General features: G+C 66.7%; 11 protein-coding genes. 7 read left to right on the top strand and 4 right to left on the bottom strand.

What is annotated here, in order from left to right; translation table 11 throughout:
• Positions 1-119 precede the first annotated feature (119 nt).
• Positions 120-932 carry a family 1 encapsulin nanocompartment shell protein gene (locus HWY45_RS18400; protein ID WP_059881849.1) on the bottom strand — a complete coding sequence of 271 codons (813 nt, stop codon included), beginning with the start codon at positions 930-932 and terminating at the stop codon, positions 120-122.
• Entirely contained in the window at positions 925-1,974 is a 1,050-nt protein-coding gene (locus tag HWY45_RS18395) for a Dyp-type peroxidase (protein WP_059881851.1), read from the bottom strand. Before HWY45_RS18395 ends, HWY45_RS18400 begins: the two co-directional genes overlap by 8 nt.
• Before the next feature lie 528 nt (positions 1,975-2,502).
• Here HWY45_RS18395 and HWY45_RS18390 point away from each other — a divergent pair.
• The gene (locus HWY45_RS18390) at positions 2,503-2,949 is read left to right on the top strand and encodes a phosphate-starvation-inducible protein PsiE (protein WP_059881876.1); all 447 of its coding nucleotides are present in this window, start codon (positions 2,503-2,505) and stop codon (positions 2,947-2,949) included.
• Between the two features lie 531 nt (positions 2,950-3,480).
• Here the strand turns inward: HWY45_RS18390 and HWY45_RS18385 are convergent.
• Both HWY45_RS18385 and HWY45_RS18380 read right to left on the bottom strand, forming a co-directional pair.
• Complete coding sequence (locus HWY45_RS18385) at positions 3,481-5,832, bottom strand: sensor histidine kinase (RefSeq protein ID WP_059881853.1); 2,352 nt, start codon at positions 5,830-5,832, stop codon at positions 3,481-3,483.
• Positions 5,825-6,658, bottom strand: a complete 834-nt coding sequence (locus tag HWY45_RS18380) for a response regulator transcription factor (protein WP_059881878.1) — start codon at positions 6,656-6,658, stop codon at positions 5,825-5,827. Before HWY45_RS18380 ends, HWY45_RS18385 begins: the two co-directional genes overlap by 8 nt.
• A 117-nt stretch (positions 6,659-6,775) precedes the next feature.
• Here HWY45_RS18380 and HWY45_RS18375 point away from each other — a divergent pair, with 117 nt between their 5' ends.
• The 6 genes from HWY45_RS18375 (at position 6,776) to HWY45_RS18350 (ending at position 19,588) form a co-directional block, all read left to right on the top strand.
• Entirely contained in the window at positions 6,776-7,153 is a 378-nt protein-coding gene (locus HWY45_RS18375; protein ID WP_124516654.1) for a hypothetical protein, read from the top strand.
• 496 nt (positions 7,154-7,649) lie between these two features.
• A complete protein-coding gene (locus tag HWY45_RS18370; RefSeq protein WP_081069762.1) occupies positions 7,650-13,538 on the top strand; it encodes an ESPR-type extended signal peptide-containing protein in 5,889 nt (1,962 codons plus the stop codon).
• 115 nt (positions 13,539-13,653) lie between these two features.
• Positions 13,654-14,316: an OmpA family protein gene (locus HWY45_RS18365; protein WP_059881855.1), complete on the top strand. Its 663-nt coding sequence runs from the start codon at positions 13,654-13,656 to the stop codon at positions 14,314-14,316.
• A gap of 227 nt (positions 14,317-14,543) precedes the next feature.
• The gene (locus tag HWY45_RS18360; protein ID WP_059881857.1) at positions 14,544-16,412 is read left to right on the top strand and encodes a YadA family autotransporter adhesin; all 1,869 of its coding nucleotides are present in this window, start codon (positions 14,544-14,546) and stop codon (positions 16,410-16,412) included.
• A gap of 336 nt (positions 16,413-16,748) precedes the next feature.
• Entirely contained in the window at positions 16,749-17,081 is a 333-nt protein-coding gene (locus HWY45_RS18355; protein ID WP_059881859.1) for an H-NS histone family protein, read from the top strand.
• Between the two features lie 290 nt (positions 17,082-17,371).
• Positions 17,372-19,588, top strand: coding sequence for a TonB-dependent siderophore receptor (locus HWY45_RS18350; protein ID WP_150998187.1), 2,217 nt, complete (start codon positions 17,372-17,374; stop codon positions 19,586-19,588).
• Positions 19,589-19,796: the final 208 nt, after the last annotated feature.

Here is a 19,796-nt window from a genome sequence, read left to right as displayed (position 1 = left end):
AATGCCGCGCGCGGTATCGGGCGCGATGCGGTATCCGCGCGAAGGAGGGCTGTCGGGGAAGGGCGGAGGGAGGGCCGCGGCGACACGGACGATCGTGCGTCCGCGTCGCCGGGAAAGCGTTACGCCGCCGGCGGTTGCGGCGCCACCGCGACCGATGCTTCGCTCGTCAGCATCAGGAAGGTGAACGTTTCGCGCAGGTACAGGCGCACGACGTCGTCGTTGTGGCTGCGATAGCCGATCGACACGTCTTCGCCGAGATGCAGCGCAAAATCGCCGCCGCGCGTCGACAGCACGCAGCCGCCGGTGATCGCGGGCGCCCAGATGATCTCGCCGCTGACGATCCGCTTGATGTGATCGATGACCGGATAGCCGTGCTCGCGCGCTTCGCCGAGCGCCGTGTACGCATCCGCGCCGAGCAGCACGGAATAGGGGCCGTCGACGCCCGCGAGCCGCAGCGCTTCGAGCGCCTCGCCGATCGCGGCCGGATAATCGCGCACGTCGGCCGGCAGCGTGAGTGCGCGGTTCGACGATGCCTGGCGGATGCCGGCGATGCCCGCGGCCGTGTAGCCGTCGAAGATCGCGCTGTCCTCGACGTAGGCGAGGCGCTGCGCCGCGTCCTTCGCGGGCTGCCAGTCGGCGTCGCGCGCGCCGCGTGCGACGCTGTCGATCGCGTCGCGCGCGAGTTCGAACGGCACGGTCAGCTCGACGAGCGCCTTCACCTCGCGCAGCCTGGCGCCGACCTGGTCGCGCGGCGCGTCGAGGTCGAGCAGGTGGCCGGTGCCGACGGCCGACAGTTCGGTGCCGCCGGGGCCTTCGACGTCGACCACGCGCCGGCCCGCCACCGAGCGCTTGAAGGTGCGGGCCACTTCCTCCTCGATTTGCGACCAGGCGGCCGACGAGATCGGGGCGAGTTCGCGGTGCAGGTTATTCATACGGGTGGGCTCCTTTCAGCGATCCGATGTTCAGCGAGCCGTTGGACGGCGGCTCGGTCGATGGGGATGGGGGCGGCTCGTCGGCGCCGGCGGCCGGCGCGGCGCGCGTCGCGAGCGCGTCGAGCAGGTCGGCCGCCGGCACGAAGAACAGCGAGCCCGTCACCGCGCGGCTGTAATCGAGCAGCCGGTCGTAGTTGCCGGGCGGCCGGCCGACGAACATGTTCTCGAGCATCTGTTCGATCGGCGCGGGCGAGCGCGCGTAGCCTATGAAGTAGGTGCCGAACTCGCCCGCGCCGGGGCGGCCGAACGGCATGTTGTCGCGCAGGATCTTCACTTCCTCGCCGTTTTCGACCAGCGTCGTCAGCGAGCTGTGCGACGACGACGGCTTGACCGCGGCGTCGAGCTCGATGTCGGACAGCTTGGTGCGGCCGATGATGCGCTCCTGCGTCTCGACCGGCAGTGCGTTCCATCCGGCCATGTCGTGCAGGTATTTCTGCACGATCACATAGCTGCCGCCCGCGAATTCGGCATCTTCGTCGCCGATCACCGTGAAGTCGACGGCTTCGCCACCGGTCGGATTCTCGGTGCCGTCGACGAAGCCGATTATTGCGCGCTGGTCGAAATAGCGGAAGCCATGTACTTCGTCGACGATCTTCACCGCGTCGCCGAGGCGCCCGACCAGTTGCGTCGCCAGCTCGAAGCACAGATCCATCGCGTCGGCCCGGATGTGCAGCAGGATGTCGCCGGGTGTCGCCACCGCGACGCGCTGCCCCGCGCCGAACTCGCGAAACGGGTGCAATTCCGCCGGCCGTGGCGCGCCGAACAGCGCATCCCATGCATCGGCGCCGAAGCCGCATACGCAGGACAGGTTGCCGGACGGCACGCGCTTGCCGACCGAGCGGACGAGGGCGGCGATATCGCCGCACCACGCGCGGACCGTGTCCGCGTGGTCGGCGCCCGGGTTGACGGTCGCAACGAGGAAGATCGCGTTGCGGGTCGGCGGGCTGTGGACGTTCTGGGAGGAGGGGGGATGTATCTGCATCGGAGCGTGCCTCAGTGATGCCGATACGATACGCGGATCGGCGAATCGATGCAGCGCGGTTGCAAAACGGCGAAGTGTGTCATGCGTCTGTGTTCTCTTTTGTGACAGGCGTAATCATGCGGCGGGGAGGCGCGCCATTTTGTCGCGCGTTCGCCGAACGCCGGCGGCCCTCGCTCGGCGCGGCGCATGCCGCAGAACATTGATGCGCAAGCAATCTATCAGCTTCGGTGCGTATTTGGAACCCGGATCGCCGATCTGTTATTCGAATGCTTGATTCATTGCCGGGGCGGCATGCGGAGCGGGGGCAGCTGTGCTCTTGATGCCACCGCGCCGCGTGCAGTAGATTAGGGCGGCTTGATCGGCGACATGCGCAATGGCGCCGGCACGGCGCTTCATCCATGCCATCCGCTGGCGATCGGCGAAGCGCGGATCGATTCGCCGCGTATTGATATGGATAACGAATCGACAGCGAATGCGTTTCCGATCGACATTCGATCCAATTTTTGGCTGCCTATCATCTTGAACACGCTGAACACTTCCCGTCCGCTGCCGACCGCGGCAGACCGCATTCGCCGGCGCTTCGACCGCTTTCTCCACGCGGCCGAACTCGCCGGGCTCGTCCTGATCGGTCTGGCGACGTCGTTTGCGATGGGGCAGGAAGCGTGGAAGGTCGTCATGGCGGGCGGGGTTTCGCTGACGGACCTGCTGCTGATGTTCCTGTACCTCGAGGTGCTCGCGATGACCGTCCGCTACCTGCGCCTCGGGCGGCTGCCGGTGCGTTTTCCGCTCTATATCGCGATGACGTCGCTCGCGCGGGACTTGATCCTGCGCGGCGTGACGGACAGCCCGGAACACATGCTGATGACGACGCTCGGTATCGTGCTGCTTGCGGTGGGCGTGCTGACTCTGCGGTTTGGGCAGCATCGGTTTCCGGCCGAGGCGGATGAGACTGATGACTGGCCGGGTGGCCGGTAATCGGATTGAGAACAAACGCTTCAACAGCGACGCGTTGCCCGGGCAGGTCGGGCGACGCTGTCGCGGTGCTCGCAGGCAATCAAGGTTGGAAAGGTGTCCATGCGGTGAGTCGATAACTTGGGGCACAACGTCGATTTCGACCGGATACGCTGACGGTCGAAGGCCGGCGCGTTCGCCCCCCGCGAACAGCCGGACTCACGACATACATCCTTCAAGCCACGGTCTTGCGCCTCACGCGTACCCGTGTGTCCAAGGCCTGATGAGACAACGAGGAGTGTGCTTGGCGTCGGTGAGCGTTCTCGTGAAATTTGATGGAGATACGATGGAGGCGAGATAAGGAATGGAGAGACATACCCGTGATCTGCCAGTCGAGAAGGAACGCGTACAGGCACGCATGGTTTTGTGTTCCGGACGCGGAGCGCGATTGGTTCTGATGTGAGACGGATGCCGGGAACAGGGATGCTTTGATTACCCGTCCGTTTGAGCAATATTGTTCCTGCTGGTTTTGCTCGGATCGGGCGTTTGACCGATTCATCCGAACCGCTCGCCCTCGCCAGCATGCGCCGCGGCCTCGGAATGAAACGCGGATTCCTCCCGCGTTTTCAGCGACTCGACGAGCACCTCGATTCCCTCGAAATCCAGCGCATCGATGCGCGCCTGCACTTCGCGGAGCAAGCCCGCGTGACCGGAATCGGGCGCATGTCTTTCGATCCATGCTTCCACGTCGGTCAGGCGGCCGTTCCTTGCGAATCGGGCCAGTTCATCGAGGGCCTTCACGGATGGCGCGCGGTAAAGGTTCGGCACCGGGGCGTGCGTTGCATCGACCTGCGGCGAAGACAGGCGGGCGAGATCCGACGGCGCCACGAGCGTGTGCCCGACCGCACGCGCGACGATCTGGAATGAAAACGACGTGCCGACACCCGGTTTGCTGGATACGGCCAGTTCGCCCCCCATGGCCTTGACGATGCGCTGGGCGATGAACAAGCCAAGCCCGGTTCCGCCGTCGACGGCATGCACTTGCTGGTACGCGCGGAAGATGTCGGACTTGCCGTTCACGTCGATGCCGATGCCGGTGTCGGCAACCTCGATGCCGATGCGGTACCCGTCGGATTCCCGGCGCGCGTCGACGGCGAGCGTGACGACGCCGTTGCGCGTGAATTTCGACGCGTTGGACAGCAGGTTGAGCAACACCTGCTGGAGACGAATTCCGTCGATCACCAGCGTCCGCGGCAGCGACGCGAGCGGCCGATAGACGAACCGGTTGTCCTGCTGCGCGCACAGTGCAACGGCATAGCTGCCGATATCGTCCAGCAGGCCGGGCAGGTCCGTGGCATCGGGCGCGACGCTGAGCGGCTGCAGTTCGGCCTTCGTGAACTCCAGCAATTCGTCGATCAGGGTCAGCTGATACCGGATGCTTCGATCAATGGACTGGATCAGCCGGGTCTGCTTCTGCGTGGCGCCTTGCAGCAGGAGTTTCGAGTAACCGTTGATCGTGGACAGCGGCGCGCGCAGATCGTGGCTCACGTAGCCGAGGGTCTCGATCTTCTGCTGCATGTTGGTGTTCGCCTGATGAAGCGCGTCATTGAGCGCGAGCGTCCGTTTGGCGACTTCCTCCCGCAGCCGCTCCTGCTCCGTCAGTTGCCAGTGTTCCAGCCGCTGCCGCGCTTCGGTGCGTTGCCGGCCCACATGGTTGATCCACGCGGCCAGGACCACGAGATGCGTGGCGAGGCCGATGATCGCGATGACGGGGTTGGGATAGATATCGGACTTCAACCATGAGAGCGCCGGCAGGGCCGCATCGAGTTCGCCGATCGTCCGTACCAGGAAATTGAACAACCCGAAGCTGACCGTGACCAGCATCAGGCGGCCGGTCGGGGTTCGGCGCCTGGCAAGCAGCAGCACGATGCAGATATTCAAGATGCCGAACCCGGCGTTCAGGCGCGCGCAGAATTGCACGAAGAAATGGAGATCGCCGAACGCGGTGCCCACCATGCCGACGCATTCGAGGGCGAATACGACCAGGTAGGCGATGCGCACCGGCAACCGGACCTGTTCGCCGCGTGCGATCTTCAGGACGAACACGATGAAGCATGCGATGGCGAGATACGCGAACAGGGTTTCGCTGCGGGCCGACCATTCGGGCGAATCGGGCCACAGATACGTTCGCGTATAGCCGCGGACGCCCGCCTCGAACAACGCCGTGCAGAGGGTCAGCGCCGCCAGCAGATAGAACGCGCCGCTGCGGGAAAAGAACCCGATCAGCAACGCAGACCACGCGAGCGCCAGCAGTCCGCCGAGCAGCCCGCAGTCCCACATGGCAGCGCGCAGCTCGTTTGCTTGCCACGCCTGCCGGGTCATGATCGTGGGTTCGAGGCGCATCGCCTTGCGGGAGGTGACACGCACCAGGACGGGAAGCGCTTCGCCCGGCGGGAGCGTGATGTCGAGCACCGGGTACCGGGCTCGTGCCGCAAATGCGTCGACGCCGGCTGGAGGGAACACGGCTTCCGGTGTCCATCGGCCGTTCCGGAGTGTGTAGAAATCGACGCGATCGACACGCGCATCACGGAGCGCCAGCGTGAGCGCGCGCGCCGCGCCGGCGCGATTCACCACAGTGAGATGAAGCCACCACGCCGACCGTGAAAATCCCGGGGCGAGCCGCTCCTTGGTCGCGGGCAGGAAGCTGCCTGGCGCATGCGTGAAACGCGCGAGTACCTCGTCGACGGTCAGCGCGGCCGTGGCGTCTTCGAATGCCGAGACGTGTTCCAGCAGCGCGGCAGGTTCGGTCGTCGCCGCCCGCGCGGCCGAATGGGAGAGACACGCGAGCAGCAAGCCGAACAGCAGCGCTCGGTACCCCGACGCCCATGCGACGTGGAGCCTACGCATCGGGCTGCGGTTCGTCGCCAGAGTCGTCGGCGTGGATCTGGCCGCGCTGCCGTCGCCAATCGGACGGCGTCATGTCGAAGCGTTCGCGGAACGCGGTGGCGAAATTGCCCGCGGTGGAAAAACCGATCTCTTCGGCGATATCCCCGATGCCCATCGACGTATCGGCAAGAAAGCGCTGGGCGGTGCGCAATCGCGTATCGCGCAGATATTCGAACACCGTCTGCCCGAGCGTGTCCCGGAACACGCGGGACAGGCGCTTCTCGTGCGTGCCGACTCGCTTGGCGAGCGCCTCGAGCGTCGGTGGATTGCGCAGGTCACGCAGCAGGATCTCGCTGGCCGCCCGGACGAGCGAAGCATCCGGATTGTCGGGAAGCGCGGGCAGGTGTTCGTCGACGCGTTTGCGCAGCACCTTCTTCAAATGATTCCGGATGCGCGCGATCACTTCCGCCGGTTCGAATGGCTTGACGATGTAGTCCATGGCACCGGTCTCGAGCCCTTCGATGCGACGATCGAGATCGCCCTCGGCGGTCAGGATGATGATCGGGATGGCCTGCGTGGCGGGGGTGGCGGTCAGCAACCTGCATGCGGCGAAGCCGTCCATGCGGGGCATGCGCACATCCATCAGGATCAGGTCCGGGGCGATCGCCTGGGCACGGTGGTACGCCTGCAAGCCATCGAATGCGACGCTGATCCGGCATCGCGCGATACGCAGTATCTCGATCAGCAACTGAAGCTCGTTCGGCCGGTCATCCACGACCAGGATATGGGCGCCGGAGATATCCGGCGCGGCCTGCAGCGACGTCGAACCAGGCAAGCGAGATGACATGACGACGAACGAGTGGGAGGTAAACAGGACGGACGACATCGCGACCCGCGGACGCGCTATCTCAAAATTATAAACGGGCAGAAACAATGGCGGGGAATATTGCGCGATCCGGGCGTCATGGTGTTGCAACATGCCTGCCCCGGAGCGGCTTGCCGCGCGTCGGCGTCCCGAATAGTGGGAGGCGAGGCGGGGCGCGATTTCGAAGAAAATCCGGAAATATTTTCCTGGTTATTTTCGGCATTATTTGCCGGTTATGCGTGTATCGAAAATGGCCGGCAATGCGTGCGCGACGAGCAGGTTTTCCGCTCGCTAAAACAATTCGTCCGCTCGAAAAAATACACGGCCGGCCGGATCGCGACACACTGCTCGGTACGTCCTCGCCGTCGGCGCAGGAGCAGGCGGGATGGCCCGGACGGCCGGCTCGCTTGCACCGGCGAGTGGGAAAATGAAATAAATAAAACGCTTTATCGGTTTGCAAAATATTTAAATAAATAAGTATTCGGGTGGGGCGCGGAATAGAAAAAGGTGCATTGCCGCGCGCAGGTTTCCCCCGAAATCAACAGGGCACAGAGTGATGAGCATTGTGGGCACGGTGGCACGGGGGATCGGTTCGTCGGCGCGGAGGTCCGCTGTCGACGCATATTCGGCCGCGGCATTCCATTCGAGCGCGGGCGCCGCACGGGGCCACGCGCCCCCCTGATCGACACCTCGTCGGCTGCCTGACGGTTCAGGCAGGCGGGCGCGCCCGCCCTGTCGACGACGATCCTTCTTTCCAGTCAGAAAATTCCCGCCGCATCGGGACGGTGGCTTGCGCTCGTGCGTCTCTACTTTTCATGAGCAAGGAAAGAGGATTTTCAATTCTGTATTTAGTGATCCGAATATTTTTTGGAAAAGACCGCGGTGAACGATGGACGAGACAAGCGGGACGTCTTCGCTCGCCGATGCGTTGGCGATTGCGTCATCAGGCACGTAGATAACAAGTGGAGAAAAGATGAACAAGTCATTCAAAACCGTCTGGAACGAAGCATTGGGGGCTTGGGTTGCGGCGTCGGAGCTCGACCGTGCGTGCGGCAAGCGCGTTGTGTCGTCGAGCAGCGCGGCGAAACGTACCGCGATCGGGGGCCCGTCGACACACGCGGGAATGCCTGCCACTCCGTCGCTACGGCGGCTGGCCGTGCTGATGGCATCGGCGTATCTCGGCTTGTTCCATGTTGCTGCGCATGCGCAGTACTCGGCGGGTGGCGGGGCGGCAACTGGCGGCGCCAGTTCGATAGCGATCGGTAACGGTTCGGCCGCAACGCAGGTGAATTCCACCGCATTCGGCAACCTGTCGACGGCGACGGGCGTTTCAGCCACGGCGATTGGCCCGGGCGCGCATGCGACGGCCGACGGTGCGACGACCGTCGGCATCAACTCGCAGGCGACCGGCGTCAGCAGCTCGGCGCTCGGCGTGCAGGCGATCGGTTCGGGTAACTATTCGGTTGCCGTCGGCAATCTGTCGAGCGCGACCCAAAGCGGTGCGGTGGCGATCGGCAGTGGCGCAGCCGCGACCGGCGTTTCGGCCGTCGGGCTCGGCAACAATGCGCTGGCGTCGGGCCAGTATGCGGTCGCGCTCGGTCTCGGGTCGAGCGCGGTGGGGACTCAAAGCGTCGCGTTCGGTTTTGCGTCGCACGCCACCGATACGGGCACGGTCGCGATCGGCAACCAGTCGACGAGTTCGGGCGCGGCCGCCGTTGCGGTGGGTAGCGGCGCGCTGGCGAGCGGCAGTTCCGGCATTGCGATGGGCGTCAACAGCGGTGCGAAGGGCGGTACGTCGATCGCGATCGGCTGGGGCGGCACGGCCGGCGTGCCCGGATCGGGCACGCAGTCGCTCGGCACGAGTTCGATCGCGCTGGGTTCGAACACGACGGCCGGTGCCAACCAGTCGATGGCGCTCGGCCTGAGCGCCAATGCGTCGGGCGTCAGTTCGGTCGCGATGGGCGTGCAGGCGACCGCGACGCAGCAGTTCGCGGTCGCGCTCGGCAATCTTGCGCTCGGAAGCGGCATATCGGCGACGGCATTGGGCGCCGGTGCGACGGCGTCGGCCATCAATTCGACCGCAATCGGCATCAACAGCGTTGCGGCTGCGGGATCCACCGTCGCGATCGGCGACACCAACTCGGTCGCTGCCGCTGCGGGCGCGGGCTCGATCGCCGGCGGCAACAACTCGAAGGTGCTGGCGGGTACCGGCGCCGTCGCGCTCGGCCAGGGCCAGACGGTCAGCGGCAACGGCGCGGTGGCGATCGGCGACCCGAGCACCGCGATCGGCACCGGCGCGGTCACGGCCGGCTCGAACAACACGGCGAACGGCGACGGCGCAGTCGCGATCGGTAATTCGAACATCGCGCAGGGCACGGGCTCGCTCGCGCTCGGCAATACGTCGACGGCGGCCGCCGCCGGCGCGGTCGCGTTCGGCTCTTCCGCGTTCGCCAGCAATGCGGGCGACGTCGCGCTGGGTTCCGGCTCGGTGACGGCCGCGCCGAATCCCACGGCGAGCGCGACGATCGGTGGCACGACGTACAGCTTTCAGGGGACGAACCCAACCAGCGTCGTGAGCGTTGGCGCTGCGGGCAGCGAGCGTCAGATCACCAATGTGGCGGCGGGGCGAATCAGCGGGTCGAGCACCGATGCGATCAACGGCTCGCAATTGAATGCGACAAATCTGGCGGTCGCCTCGCTGTCGACGTCCGCCTCGACCGGTCTCTCGTCGGCAACCAGCGCGATTGCATCGCTTTCCACGTCGACTTTCACCGGCATCGGTTCGCTTTCGACCGGCCTGAGCGCGACCAACAGCTCGGTCGCCTCGCTGTCGACGTCTGCCTCGACCGGCATCAGCAGCGCGAACAGCGCGATCGCGTCGCTCTCCACGTCAACCTCCACCGGCATCGGCTCGCTGTCGACGAGCATCGTCACGGTCGCCGGCACCGTCACCAACCTGGGCAACAGCACCGCCACGGCGCTCGGCGGCGGCGCCACCTACAACACGTCGACGGGCACGATCTCCGCGCCGACCTACACGACGTACAACGCAGACGGCTCCACCACGATCAACCACAACGTTGGCTCGGTCGTCGACAACATCAATGCGCAAGGCATCAAGTACTTCCACGCGAATTCCACCGCCGCGGACAGCCAGGCGCTCGGCGCCGACAGCGTCGCGATCGGCCCGCAAGCCGTCGCAAGCGGCGCGGGCAGCCTGGCCGCGGGCAACGGCGCCCACGCACAAGCGGCGAACGGCCTGGCGCTCGGCACGCAGTCGAACGTGTCGGTGGCGGGGGGCGTCGCGCTTGGTTCGGGCTCGGTATCGGATCGCGCCGTGCTGTCCGGCGCGGGCTCGGTGACGATCGGCAGCCGGGCGATTCCGTTCAATACGTCGGACCGGACCTTGCTCGGCGCCGTTTCGCTCGGTGATTCGAGCGGCAATACCTATCGGCAACTGACCAACGTGGCCGACGGCACGCAAGCGCAGGACGCGGTGACCGTGCGGCAGCTCGCCGGCGCGCTGGCGTCGTTTGCGGTGACGGGCCAGAAGTACTTCCACGCGAATTCGACGCAAACGGATTCGCTCGCGGTCGGCACGGAGTCGGTGGCGGTCGGCCCGACGACCGTCGTGAACGGCGACAACGGCGTGGGCATCGGCAACGGCGCCATCGTCGATTCGACCGCGCCCGGCGGCGTGGCGATCGGCCAGGGTGCGAGCTCGGCGCAGGCCGACGCGATCGCGCTCGGCAGCGGCGCGACGGCGGCCGGCGCGCAGTCGGTCGCACAAGGCGCGAATGCAGTTGCGCTGAACGCAGGCGGCGTGGCGCTCGGCTCGGGCGCGCGAAGCAGCGCGATCAATGCGCTGGCGCTGGGTGCCGGTGCCAGCGCCACGCTCGCGAACAGCGTCGCGCTCGGCGCCGGCAGCGCGGCAGCGGCCCCGAACACGGGCACGACGGCGCTGTACGGCGGCACCGCGGCGGGCCCGGCGAGCGCGGCCAACGGCGTCGTGTCGATCGGCGCCGCCGGCCGGGAGCGGCAACTGCAGAACGTCGCGGCCGGCGTGATCGCGTCGACGAGCACCGACGCGATCAACGGCTCGCAGCTGTTCTCGGTGGCCGCAGGCGTCAATACGCTGGGCAACAGCGTCGCATCGAGTCTCGGCGGCGGCAGCACCTACGACAGCTCGACCGGCGCGGTGACGACGAGCCTGAACTATGCGGGAAATTCGTACAACTCCGTGCAGAACGTCTTGAACGCGATCGGCGGCGGCGGTACGACCGCGGGCGTCAAGTATTTCCACGCGAATTCGACGGCGCCCGACAGCCAGGCGCTCGGCGCCGACAGCGTCGCGATCGGCCCGAACGCCGTCGCCGGCCATGCGGGCGACGTCGCGTTGGGCGCGAATTCGACGACCACGGCGGTGGTGCCGACACCCGGTACGACGATCGGCGGCACCAGCTACAGCTTCGCGGGCGCGAATCCGGCGAGCGCGGTGAGCGTGGGCGCCTCCGGCGCATCGCGGCAGATCCAGAACGTCGCGGCCGGACAGTTGAACGGCGGCAGTACCGATGCCGTCAACGGCTCCCAGCTCTTTGCCACGAACCAGCAGGTCACCGCGAATACCACGGCCATCGCGAACATGACCAACGGCGGCGGCATCAAATACTTCCACGCCAATTCGACGGCGGCGGACAGCCAGGCGACGGGGGCCGACAGCGTCGCGATCGGCGGCAACGCGCAGGCGACCACCGCGAACTCGGTGGCGCTCGGCGCAAATGCGACGACCACGGCGAACCTCGGTCTCGCGGCATACAACCCCGGCACCGGCGCGCTGGCCGGCGCTGCGCCCGTGGGTGAAGTGTCGGTGGGCTCGGCGGGCGCCGAGCGGCGCATCACCAACGTGGCGGCCGGCGCGGCGCCGACCGATGCGGTGAACGTCAGCCAGTTGCAGGCGGTCAGCTCGCAACTGAACCAGGTGCAGAACGACGCGCTGTTGTGGGATCCGGCGGCGAACGGCGGCACTGGCGCGTTCAGTGCCGCGCATGGCGGCAGCGGCCAGAACACGATCACGAACGTCGCGGCCGGCGCATTGAGCCCGACGAGCACCGACGCGGTCAACGGCTCGCAACTGTATGCGACGAACCAGAACGTGACCAACGTCGCGAATGCTGTCAATACCATCCAGAACGGCGGGGGCATCAAGTACTTCCGCGCGAATTCGACCGCCGCCGACAGCCAGGCGCTCGGCGCCGACAGCGTCGCGATCGGCCCGCAGGCCATCGCGAGCGGCATGAGCAGCCTGGCCGCGGGCAACGGCGCCCACGCGCAAGCGGCGAACGGCCTCGCACTCGGCACGCAGTCGACCGTGTCGGTCGCGGGCGGCATCGCGCTCGGCGCGGGCTCGGTGTCGGACCGGGCCGTCCTGTCGGGTGTCGGCTCGATTGCGAACGGGAGTCATTCGATTCCGTTCAATACGTCGGACCGCAGCCTGCTCGGCGCCGTTTCGCTCGGCGATGCGACGACGAACACCTACCGCCAATTGACCAACGTCGCCGACGGCACGCAGTCGCAGGACGCGGTCACGGTCCGGCAACTGGCGGGCGCGCTGTCGTCGTTCGCCGTCACCGGGCAGATGTACTTCCATGCGAACTCGACGCGCGCCGATTCGCTCGCGGTCGGCGCCGAATCGGTGGCGGTCGGCCCGACGACGGTCGTGAACGGCGATAACGGCGTGGGCATCGGCAACGGCGCGATCGTCGATGCGACCGCGCCCGGCGGGGTGGCGATCGGCCAGCGCGCGAGCTCGGCACAGGCTGACGCGCTCGCGTTCGGCAGCGGGGCGACGGCAGCCGGCGCGCAGTCGATCGCGCAGGGCGCGAATGCGAGCGCGCTGAATGCCGGCGGTGTTGCGTTCGGCTCGGGCGCGAAGAGCGGCGCAGTCGATGCGGTCGCGCTCGGCTCCGGGGCGAGCGCCACGTTCGCGAACAGCGTGGCGCTCGGCGCGGGCTCGCTGACGACGATCGGCGCGCTGAACAACTATGTCGCGTACGGGTTGAGCTCGCCGCAATCGTCCGCGGGCGAAGTGAACGTCGGCAACCGGCAGATCACCGGGTTGGCCGCGGGCCGTATCGGATCCGATGCCGTCAACGTGTCGCAGCTCGACGCGGTCGCCAATCGCTTGTCCACGCTGATCGATCAGCGGACCAGCAACACCGGCGGATCGTTTACGTCCAGCCCGACCGGCGGGAACGGCGCGCCGGCGCCGACCGGCTCGAACGCGTCCGCGGGCGGACTGGGGGCGGTGGCATCCGGCGCGAGCAGCACGGCGGTCGGCAACAGTTCGCAGGCGACGGGCAATGGCTCGACCGCGATCGGCGTCGGCGCGACGTCGAGCGGCACCGGCTCGGTGGCGCTCGGCACCGGCAGCAGCGACGGCGGGCGCTCGGGCGTGCTGTCGGTCGGCTCCGCCACGTCGACGAGGCAAGTCGTGAATGTCGCGGCGGGTACGGAAGGCACCGACGCGGTCAACGTCAACCAGCTGAATGCCGTGTCGAGCGCGTTGTCGACGTCGGTGAACAACCTGGGCAACCAGGTCAGCCAGATGCAGCAGCAGATCCAGCAAACGGACTCGATGGCGCGCGAAGGCATCGCCGCGACCGCCGCGATGGCGTCGATCCCGCACATGGATCGGGACTCCAACTTCGCGATGGGCGTCGGCACGGCGACGTTCGCCGGGCAGAAGGCGATGGCGGTCGGCATGCAGGCCCGCATCTCCGAGAACCTGAAGGCGACGCTGAACGGCGGCTTCAGCGGAAGCCAGCGCGTCGTGGGCGCCGGCATGCTGTATCAGTGGAAGTAACGGCGCAACCGGGCATGCCGCGCGCATGCCCGGCTGCGCGTCGAGAAACAGGCGCGAATCCATCCGCGTTACCGCGTGATTTCGCTTTTGCACACAGATATTCCGGAGCGCTACAGTGAAAAATCTCCATCTCGCACTCATCCTGCCCGCGCTGTGCCTTGCTGCCTGCTCCAGCGCGTCGGGCCCGACGTTCAGCGCCTATGAACTGCAGCCGAGGGACGGCGTGCGGACGTTTCAGGTCGACTGTCACGGCATCTTCTCCAGCCAGGCGACCTGCATGAAGGTTGCCGCGCGCATGTGCGGCAACGAACCGGTGAGAACCGTCGACTCGACCCGGCCGTTCCGCGGTGGCGCCGATCCCGGCACGCTCGTGTTCCAATGCGGCGCGCCTCCCGCATCGACGCCCGCACCCGCGGCGGCGGAGCCTGCGCCAGCCGAACACGTGAACCTGTCGGGCGATGCGTTGTTCGCATCGGGTTCGGCAACCCTGACGCCGGTGGCCCGAGCGACGCTCGATTCGCTGTTGGGCCAGCAGGGCGGCAAGCATTTCTCCCGCGTAACCGTCATGGGCTACACGGATGCGATCGGCTCGGATGCGTCGAATCTCCAGCTTTCGCAGCGACGCGCGGACGCTGTCGCCGGCCACCTGCGCGAGCATGGGCTTCAGGCCGACTCCTTCACAGCGACCGGACGCGGCAAGGCCGACCCCGTTGCGCCCAACACGACAGCCGAAGGGCGGGCAAGCAACCGGCGCGTCGAGATATCGCTGCAACGCTGAATACGCATTTACTTTTGGATCACTAAAAAAATTTCCGCTCCGGAAAAAGAATTGGCCGGTCCAGAAAACGCGTATGCGATTAACGCTGACGACAATGTGTTTCGACATCGCACCGGCAAGTCGCCCTGCGCGCCTGCCTCGTAGCCGGCGAACGTCGAACGGATTCCGTGCCGCCTTTGAGAGCGCGGTCAGTCAGTGATTGAACAATCGAGAAGAGGAAGGAAGTCATGAACGAAAAGCATAATCGGCACGCCCGGAATCGTCGGATCGACACCGTCGTTGCGGCGGCGGGCACTCACGCCGGCGTGCAGCGCGAAGATGAAGCCGGACGATCGCCGCGCCGGTCGAAGCCGTCGCTGGCCGTGCTGGCGGCGCTGATGCTGTTGCCGATTGCACAGGCGCATGCGGACAATTTTGCATTCGGCGGCGAAAGCGGCGCGACGAGCGCGACGATCGGCGGCGCCGCATCGGCGCCGACGGCCAACACGGGCGGCGTCAACCCGGCAATCGCCGGTGCCGACGGGACGAGCCAGAACGAGGCATTCGGCATCAACGTCAGCGCCAACGGCGGCGCTGCGGTGGCGGTGGGCGACACGGTCACGGCAAACGGCAGGAATGCGACTTCGGTCGGCAGCAATTCCTCGGCCATCGGTGCCAGTGCGGTGGCGTATGGCGGTGCGTCGAAGGCCAATGGCGCGTGGGCGACCGCGGTGGGCGCGCAATCGACGGCGAATCAGAATTTCGCGACCGCGCTGGGCAGCGGCAGTCAGGCGACCGGCGCGGCCGCTACCGCAATGGGCTTCCAGGCCATCGCGTCGGGGACCAATTCGGTGGCGGTCGGCACGGATTCGGCGGCCACCGGGGACGCCACGATCGCCATCGGCCGAAACAGCTCGGCATCGGGCACCGGTGCGATTGCCCAAGGCTTCAATGCGGTCGCCAACGGCGGATCCACCGGTTCGGTCGCGATCGCGATCGGCAGCGGGGCGACCGCGACGGCGTCGAACGCGTCGCCGATTGCGATCGGGGTCGGCGCCAAGGCGCTCGACGGCGAAGCGACCGCGATGGGCAATACCGCGTTTGCGCAGGGCGACGGTTCGGCCGCGTACGGGCAGAACGCCACGGCATCGGGTGTCGGTTCGGTCGCACTGGGCGGGCACGTCAATGCGACGGGACAAAACTCCGTGGCGATCGGCCTCAATGCGTCGGCCGCGGACGCCAATTCGGTCGCCCTGGGCGCGGGTTCGTCCACGTCGGCAGCGAACCCCGTGTCGAGCGCGACGGTCGGCAATACGACGTACTCGTCGTTCGCCGGCACGAATCCGGTCGGTGTGGTCAGCGTCGGGGCGGTCGGCAGCGAGCGGCAGATCACGAACGTCGCCGCCGGCCAGATCTCCGCCGCCAGCACGGACGCCGTCAATGGCAGCCAGTTGTATGCCGTCGCCAAGCAGGTGGACACGCTGGCGACCGGCCTGTCGTCGGCCAACCAGAAGATCGGCTCGCTGTCGACCGGCCTGTCGACCGTGAATCAGCAGGTGGCGTCGCTGGCTAGTTCGCTGCAGACGCCCTCCGGCACGGCGACCGGCGTCCGCAGCGTCGCGGTGGGCGCGGGGTCGACGGCAAGCGGAACGAACTCCGTCGCGCTCGGCGCGAACTCGACGGACGAGGGGCGCAGCAACGTGGTGTCCATCGGCAGCCCGACGCAGGCACGCCAGCTCACGAACATGGCGGCCGGCACGGCGCCGACCGACGGCGTCAACGTCCAGCAGCTGAACGACTCGATCGCGCAGGGCGTGGGCCAGGCGAACGGCTACACCGACCGGCAGATCCAGGGCGTGAACAACCGGATCGATTCGATTCGCCGGGATTCGGATGGCGGGGTGGCCGCCGCGATGGCGGTTGCGGGCTTGCCGCAGCCGACCCAGCCCGGGATGAGCATGGTGGCGGTGGCCGGCAGCGTGTATCGCGGGCAATCCGGCCAGGCGATCGGGGTATCGCATGTCACCGGCAGCAACCGCTGGGTCTACAAGGCCGCCGTGTCGTCCAACACGCGCGGGACGTACGGTGCGGTCGTGAGCGGCGGATACCAGTGGTAAGGTCGGCCGCATGACGGACCGGCGAGGGCGTGCCATCCTCGCCGGTTTGTCCGTTTGATGAATCCGTCGGTTGACCGCGTTGAAACCGACTCGATGACGTTCGACGCTCGTCGGCCCGGGAAGTGTCGAGGGCAGGAATGCCGAGGGGCATTCCTGCGCGGCCTCGCGCTGACCGGCGTTCGCCGGTGCACCTACGACGGAAGTATCGTGCCGACGCGGCGAAGCGCTGCCGTCGGCACGATCACGTCTTCAATTCGGCTGAGAGCGCGACGCTCGTTCATGCGTCGATTGCCATGCCGATCCAGTCCTTTGGGGCGTCGAGCGAAAGGAGAACAGATGTCACGCGATCCGTTGCCGGAACTGCTCGCTCGGCGGGCCGAACTGGACGCCCAGATCGAGGCGCAGCGCGAGGCGCGCCGCGAGGACGTTTTGGAACAAATCGTCAAGCTGATTCGCGAGTACGAGATCGATTTGCGGGTGGTGGAGGTGAGGTTGTCGAACCTCGCACCGACCGGCATGTCCCGCCGCAAGCAGGTGGAACCGCGCTACGTCGATCCGGTGAGCGGCGCGACGTGGGCGGGCCGCGGCAAGCGGCCGCGATGGATGCAAGGACGCAATCCGGAAGAGTTCAGGATCGCGTCGCCCGGCAAGCGGGCACGCGAGTCGTGATGCGCCTGTCGCCTGATCACTGATCCTGCATGAACGTTCCGACATCCTTCGCATCCCGTTCCTGCCGGCCAGCATGGGCGGCAGGCGCCGCCCGACAAGCTGCCCTCAAGAATGTGTCACGCTCGGCCGATATCATCGAAGGTCGCATCGATAATGCGGTGGCGCAAGAACCATCGCGGCAATGTGCGGAATCGACGGAACGCGGAGCGGGTGGCGGCCGGATGGCTGTCGCGCCTTGACACACAAACGGCTCGGCTGACGGGGCAGCCGGGATGGCGGAGCAACAGCGGATGGGGCGGGAAGCGGGTACAGGGCTGCATGCGGCCATGGTCGCTGCGATGGCGATACTTTGCGAGGCTGCGGCCGGTCATGCCTGCGCGCAAGCGACGGCGCCGACCAGCGGAACACGCGCAAACGGCGTAGCGATACCGGCCGACGACCCGCGCGGCGTCACGCTGCCGAACATCACGGTGCAAGGATCGGCGCACGCGGAACCGGCCGGCCTGGTTGCTCGACACGCGATGACCGGCATGAAGGTCGATACGCCGATCGCCGAGATTCCGCAGACGGTCAACGTCGTCACCGCGCAGCAGATCGAGATGACCGGCGCGACCGATCTCAATCAGGCGCTGCGCTACACGCCCGGCTTCTCGTCGTTCGTCTCCAACAACCGCACCGACTGGTATGCAGCGCTGCGCGGCTTTACGCCCATGCTGTTCATCGACGGACTGCAGGCGCCGAATACGACGGCCCTGGCGGGCTGGCGCGTCGATCCTTACATGGTCGATAGCGTCGCCGTGCTGCGCGGGCCGGCGTCGGTACTGTATGGCGCAGGCGATCCGGGCGCGATCGTCGACGTGCAGACGAAGCATGCCGACGGCGAGCGCGTGAGGGAGGCCGGCGTGCAGATCGGCAACCATGCGCGCAAGCAGGCGATGTTCGACCTCGGCGATGCGCTCGACGCCGACGGCAAGTACGCGTATCGCCTGGTCGGGGTCGCGCGCGACGGCAATGCGCTGACCGGCCCGAAGGCCGACCAGCGCGTGGCGCTTGCGCCGTCGTTCCGCTGGCGGCCGAACGCGGATACGTCGCTCACCGTGTCGGCGACCTACCTGCAGGACTGGGGCGACATCTCATACAACTTCCTTCCGGCGCGGGGCACGGTTCTGCCGAACCCGAACGGGCCGTTGTCGCCAGGCATCTACATGGGCGACCCGAGCTTCGACCACTACCGCAAGAAGCAGTGGTCGCTCGGCTATCAGTTTGAACACAAGCTGAATTCGGTCTGGACGTTGCGGCAGAATCTGCGCTGGATGCACCTGTCGCTCGATGATGCGACGGTCTTCGGCGCGGGCCTTGCTCCGGGCAGCACGCGAGCCATGACGCGCGTCGCGGGGCTGTTCCAGCTGAACTACAGCCGCTTCGACGTCGACAACCACGCCGAAGCGCGCTTCGGCACGGGGCCGCTCGAGCACACGCTGCTGCTCGGCTTCCAGTACAACCGGCAGACGTCGACCGATAGCGAGTGGCTCGCCCAGGCACCTTATCTGGACCTTTATCATCCGGTCTACACGCCCGTCACGACGGAAATTTTCTCCGGCCGGACGTCGTTCGGCCACAGTGACCCGTACACCGCCATCGATACGGTCGGCATGTACGCGCAGGAGCGCGTGAAATGGAACCGCTGGACGCTGACGCTCGGCGGCCGCGAGGACTGGGCGAACCTGCGCCTGGATGACCGTCCTGCCGGCGCGCAGCCGAAACAGGACGTCAGTGCGTTCTCGGGCCGCGCCGGCATCACGTACCAGGGCGACTTCGGACTGGCGCCGTACATCGGCTATTCGACATCGTTTGATCCGGTCATCGGCGTCAGGATGGTTGGCGGCGGGCTGCCGCGGCCGACGCGCGGCAGGCAGATCGAGGCGGGCCTGCGTTGGCAGCCGCCCGGCAAGAACCTGATGCTGAGCGCGGCGATCTACCAGATCAACCAGACCGACGTCGTGACGCCGGCGCCGCTACGCCTCGATCCGACTGGCAGGACGTCGGTACAGACGGGCGAGGTGCGTTCGCGCGGCATCGAGCTGAGCGCGGTCGGGCAGGTGACGCGCGCGTTGTCGGTCATCGCGTCGTACGCCTACCAGGACGTGGAGAACGTGAAGGCGAACGATGCATCGCTGAACCACTGGCCGGTCGACATCCCGCGGCCGCGCCAGATGGCGTCGCTGTGGGCCGACTGGACGTGGCACACGGGGCCGCTCGCGGGCTTCGGCCTCGGCGGCGGCGTGCGCTACCAGAGCGCGTCGGCCGGTGCGCCGGACAATTCGCTGACGGTCGCGAGCTATACGCTGTACGATGCGGCGCTGCACTACGGCACGCGCGACTGGCGTTTTGCGCTGAACGTGACGAATCTGTTCGACCGGCGCTACGTCAGCGGTTGCCAATCGTATTCGGTTTGCGTATTCGGCAGCGAGCGCACGGTGGTGGCCAGCGCAAAATACAACTGGTGATCATGCGTCGATTTTCGGAGTGGATGGGGGTAACGCTTCCTTGGTTATTTAATTGACATAATCTCAATTATCACCAGAAAAGCTGTAGTAGCTTTTTAGAAATGTCGTGTTCTAGCCATTTAGAAATGTCGTGTTTTGACCTCGGTATGCTGGCCGGTTCCTTGCGGGACCACGGAGCCGGCCATGTATCCAGGTGCACTGGTGACAC

It is taken from the genome of Burkholderia stagnalis (assembly GCF_902830275.1).
Lineage (GTDB): Bacteria > Pseudomonadota > Gammaproteobacteria > Burkholderiales > Burkholderiaceae > Burkholderia > Burkholderia stagnalis.
Note: the sequence above shows the minus strand (reverse complement) of the source record. Positions and strands in the feature narration are given on the sequence as shown.

Bases quoted from the DNA above. Each gene is read 5' to 3' on its own strand.
- HWY45_RS18370 (WP_081069762.1), top strand. From the start codon at position 7,650: ATGAACAAGTCATTCAAAACCGTCTGGAACGAAGCATTGGGGGCTTGG.
- HWY45_RS18355 (WP_059881859.1), top strand. From the start codon at position 16,749: ATGTCACGCGATCCGTTGCCGGAACTGCTCGCTCGGCGGGCCGAACTG.
- HWY45_RS18350 (WP_150998187.1), top strand. From the start codon at position 17,372: ATGGGGCGGGAAGCGGGTACAGGGCTGCATGCGGCCATGGTCGCTGCG.
- HWY45_RS18375 (WP_124516654.1), top strand. From the start codon at position 6,776: ATGGTGTTGCAACATGCCTGCCCCGGAGCGGCTTGCCGCGCGTCGGCG.
- HWY45_RS18385 (WP_059881853.1), bottom strand. From the start codon at position 5,832: ATGCGTAGGCTCCACGTCGCATGGGCGTCGGGGTACCGAGCGCTGCTG.
- HWY45_RS18360 (WP_059881857.1), top strand. From the start codon at position 14,544: ATGAACGAAAAGCATAATCGGCACGCCCGGAATCGTCGGATCGACACC.
- HWY45_RS18395 (WP_059881851.1), bottom strand. From the start codon at position 1,974: ATGCAGATACATCCCCCCTCCTCCCAGAACGTCCACAGCCCGCCGACC.
- HWY45_RS18380 (WP_059881878.1), bottom strand. From the start codon at position 6,658: ATGTCATCTCGCTTGCCTGGTTCGACGTCGCTGCAGGCCGCGCCGGAT.
- HWY45_RS18400 (WP_059881849.1), bottom strand. From the start codon at position 932: ATGAATAACCTGCACCGCGAACTCGCCCCGATCTCGTCGGCCGCCTGG.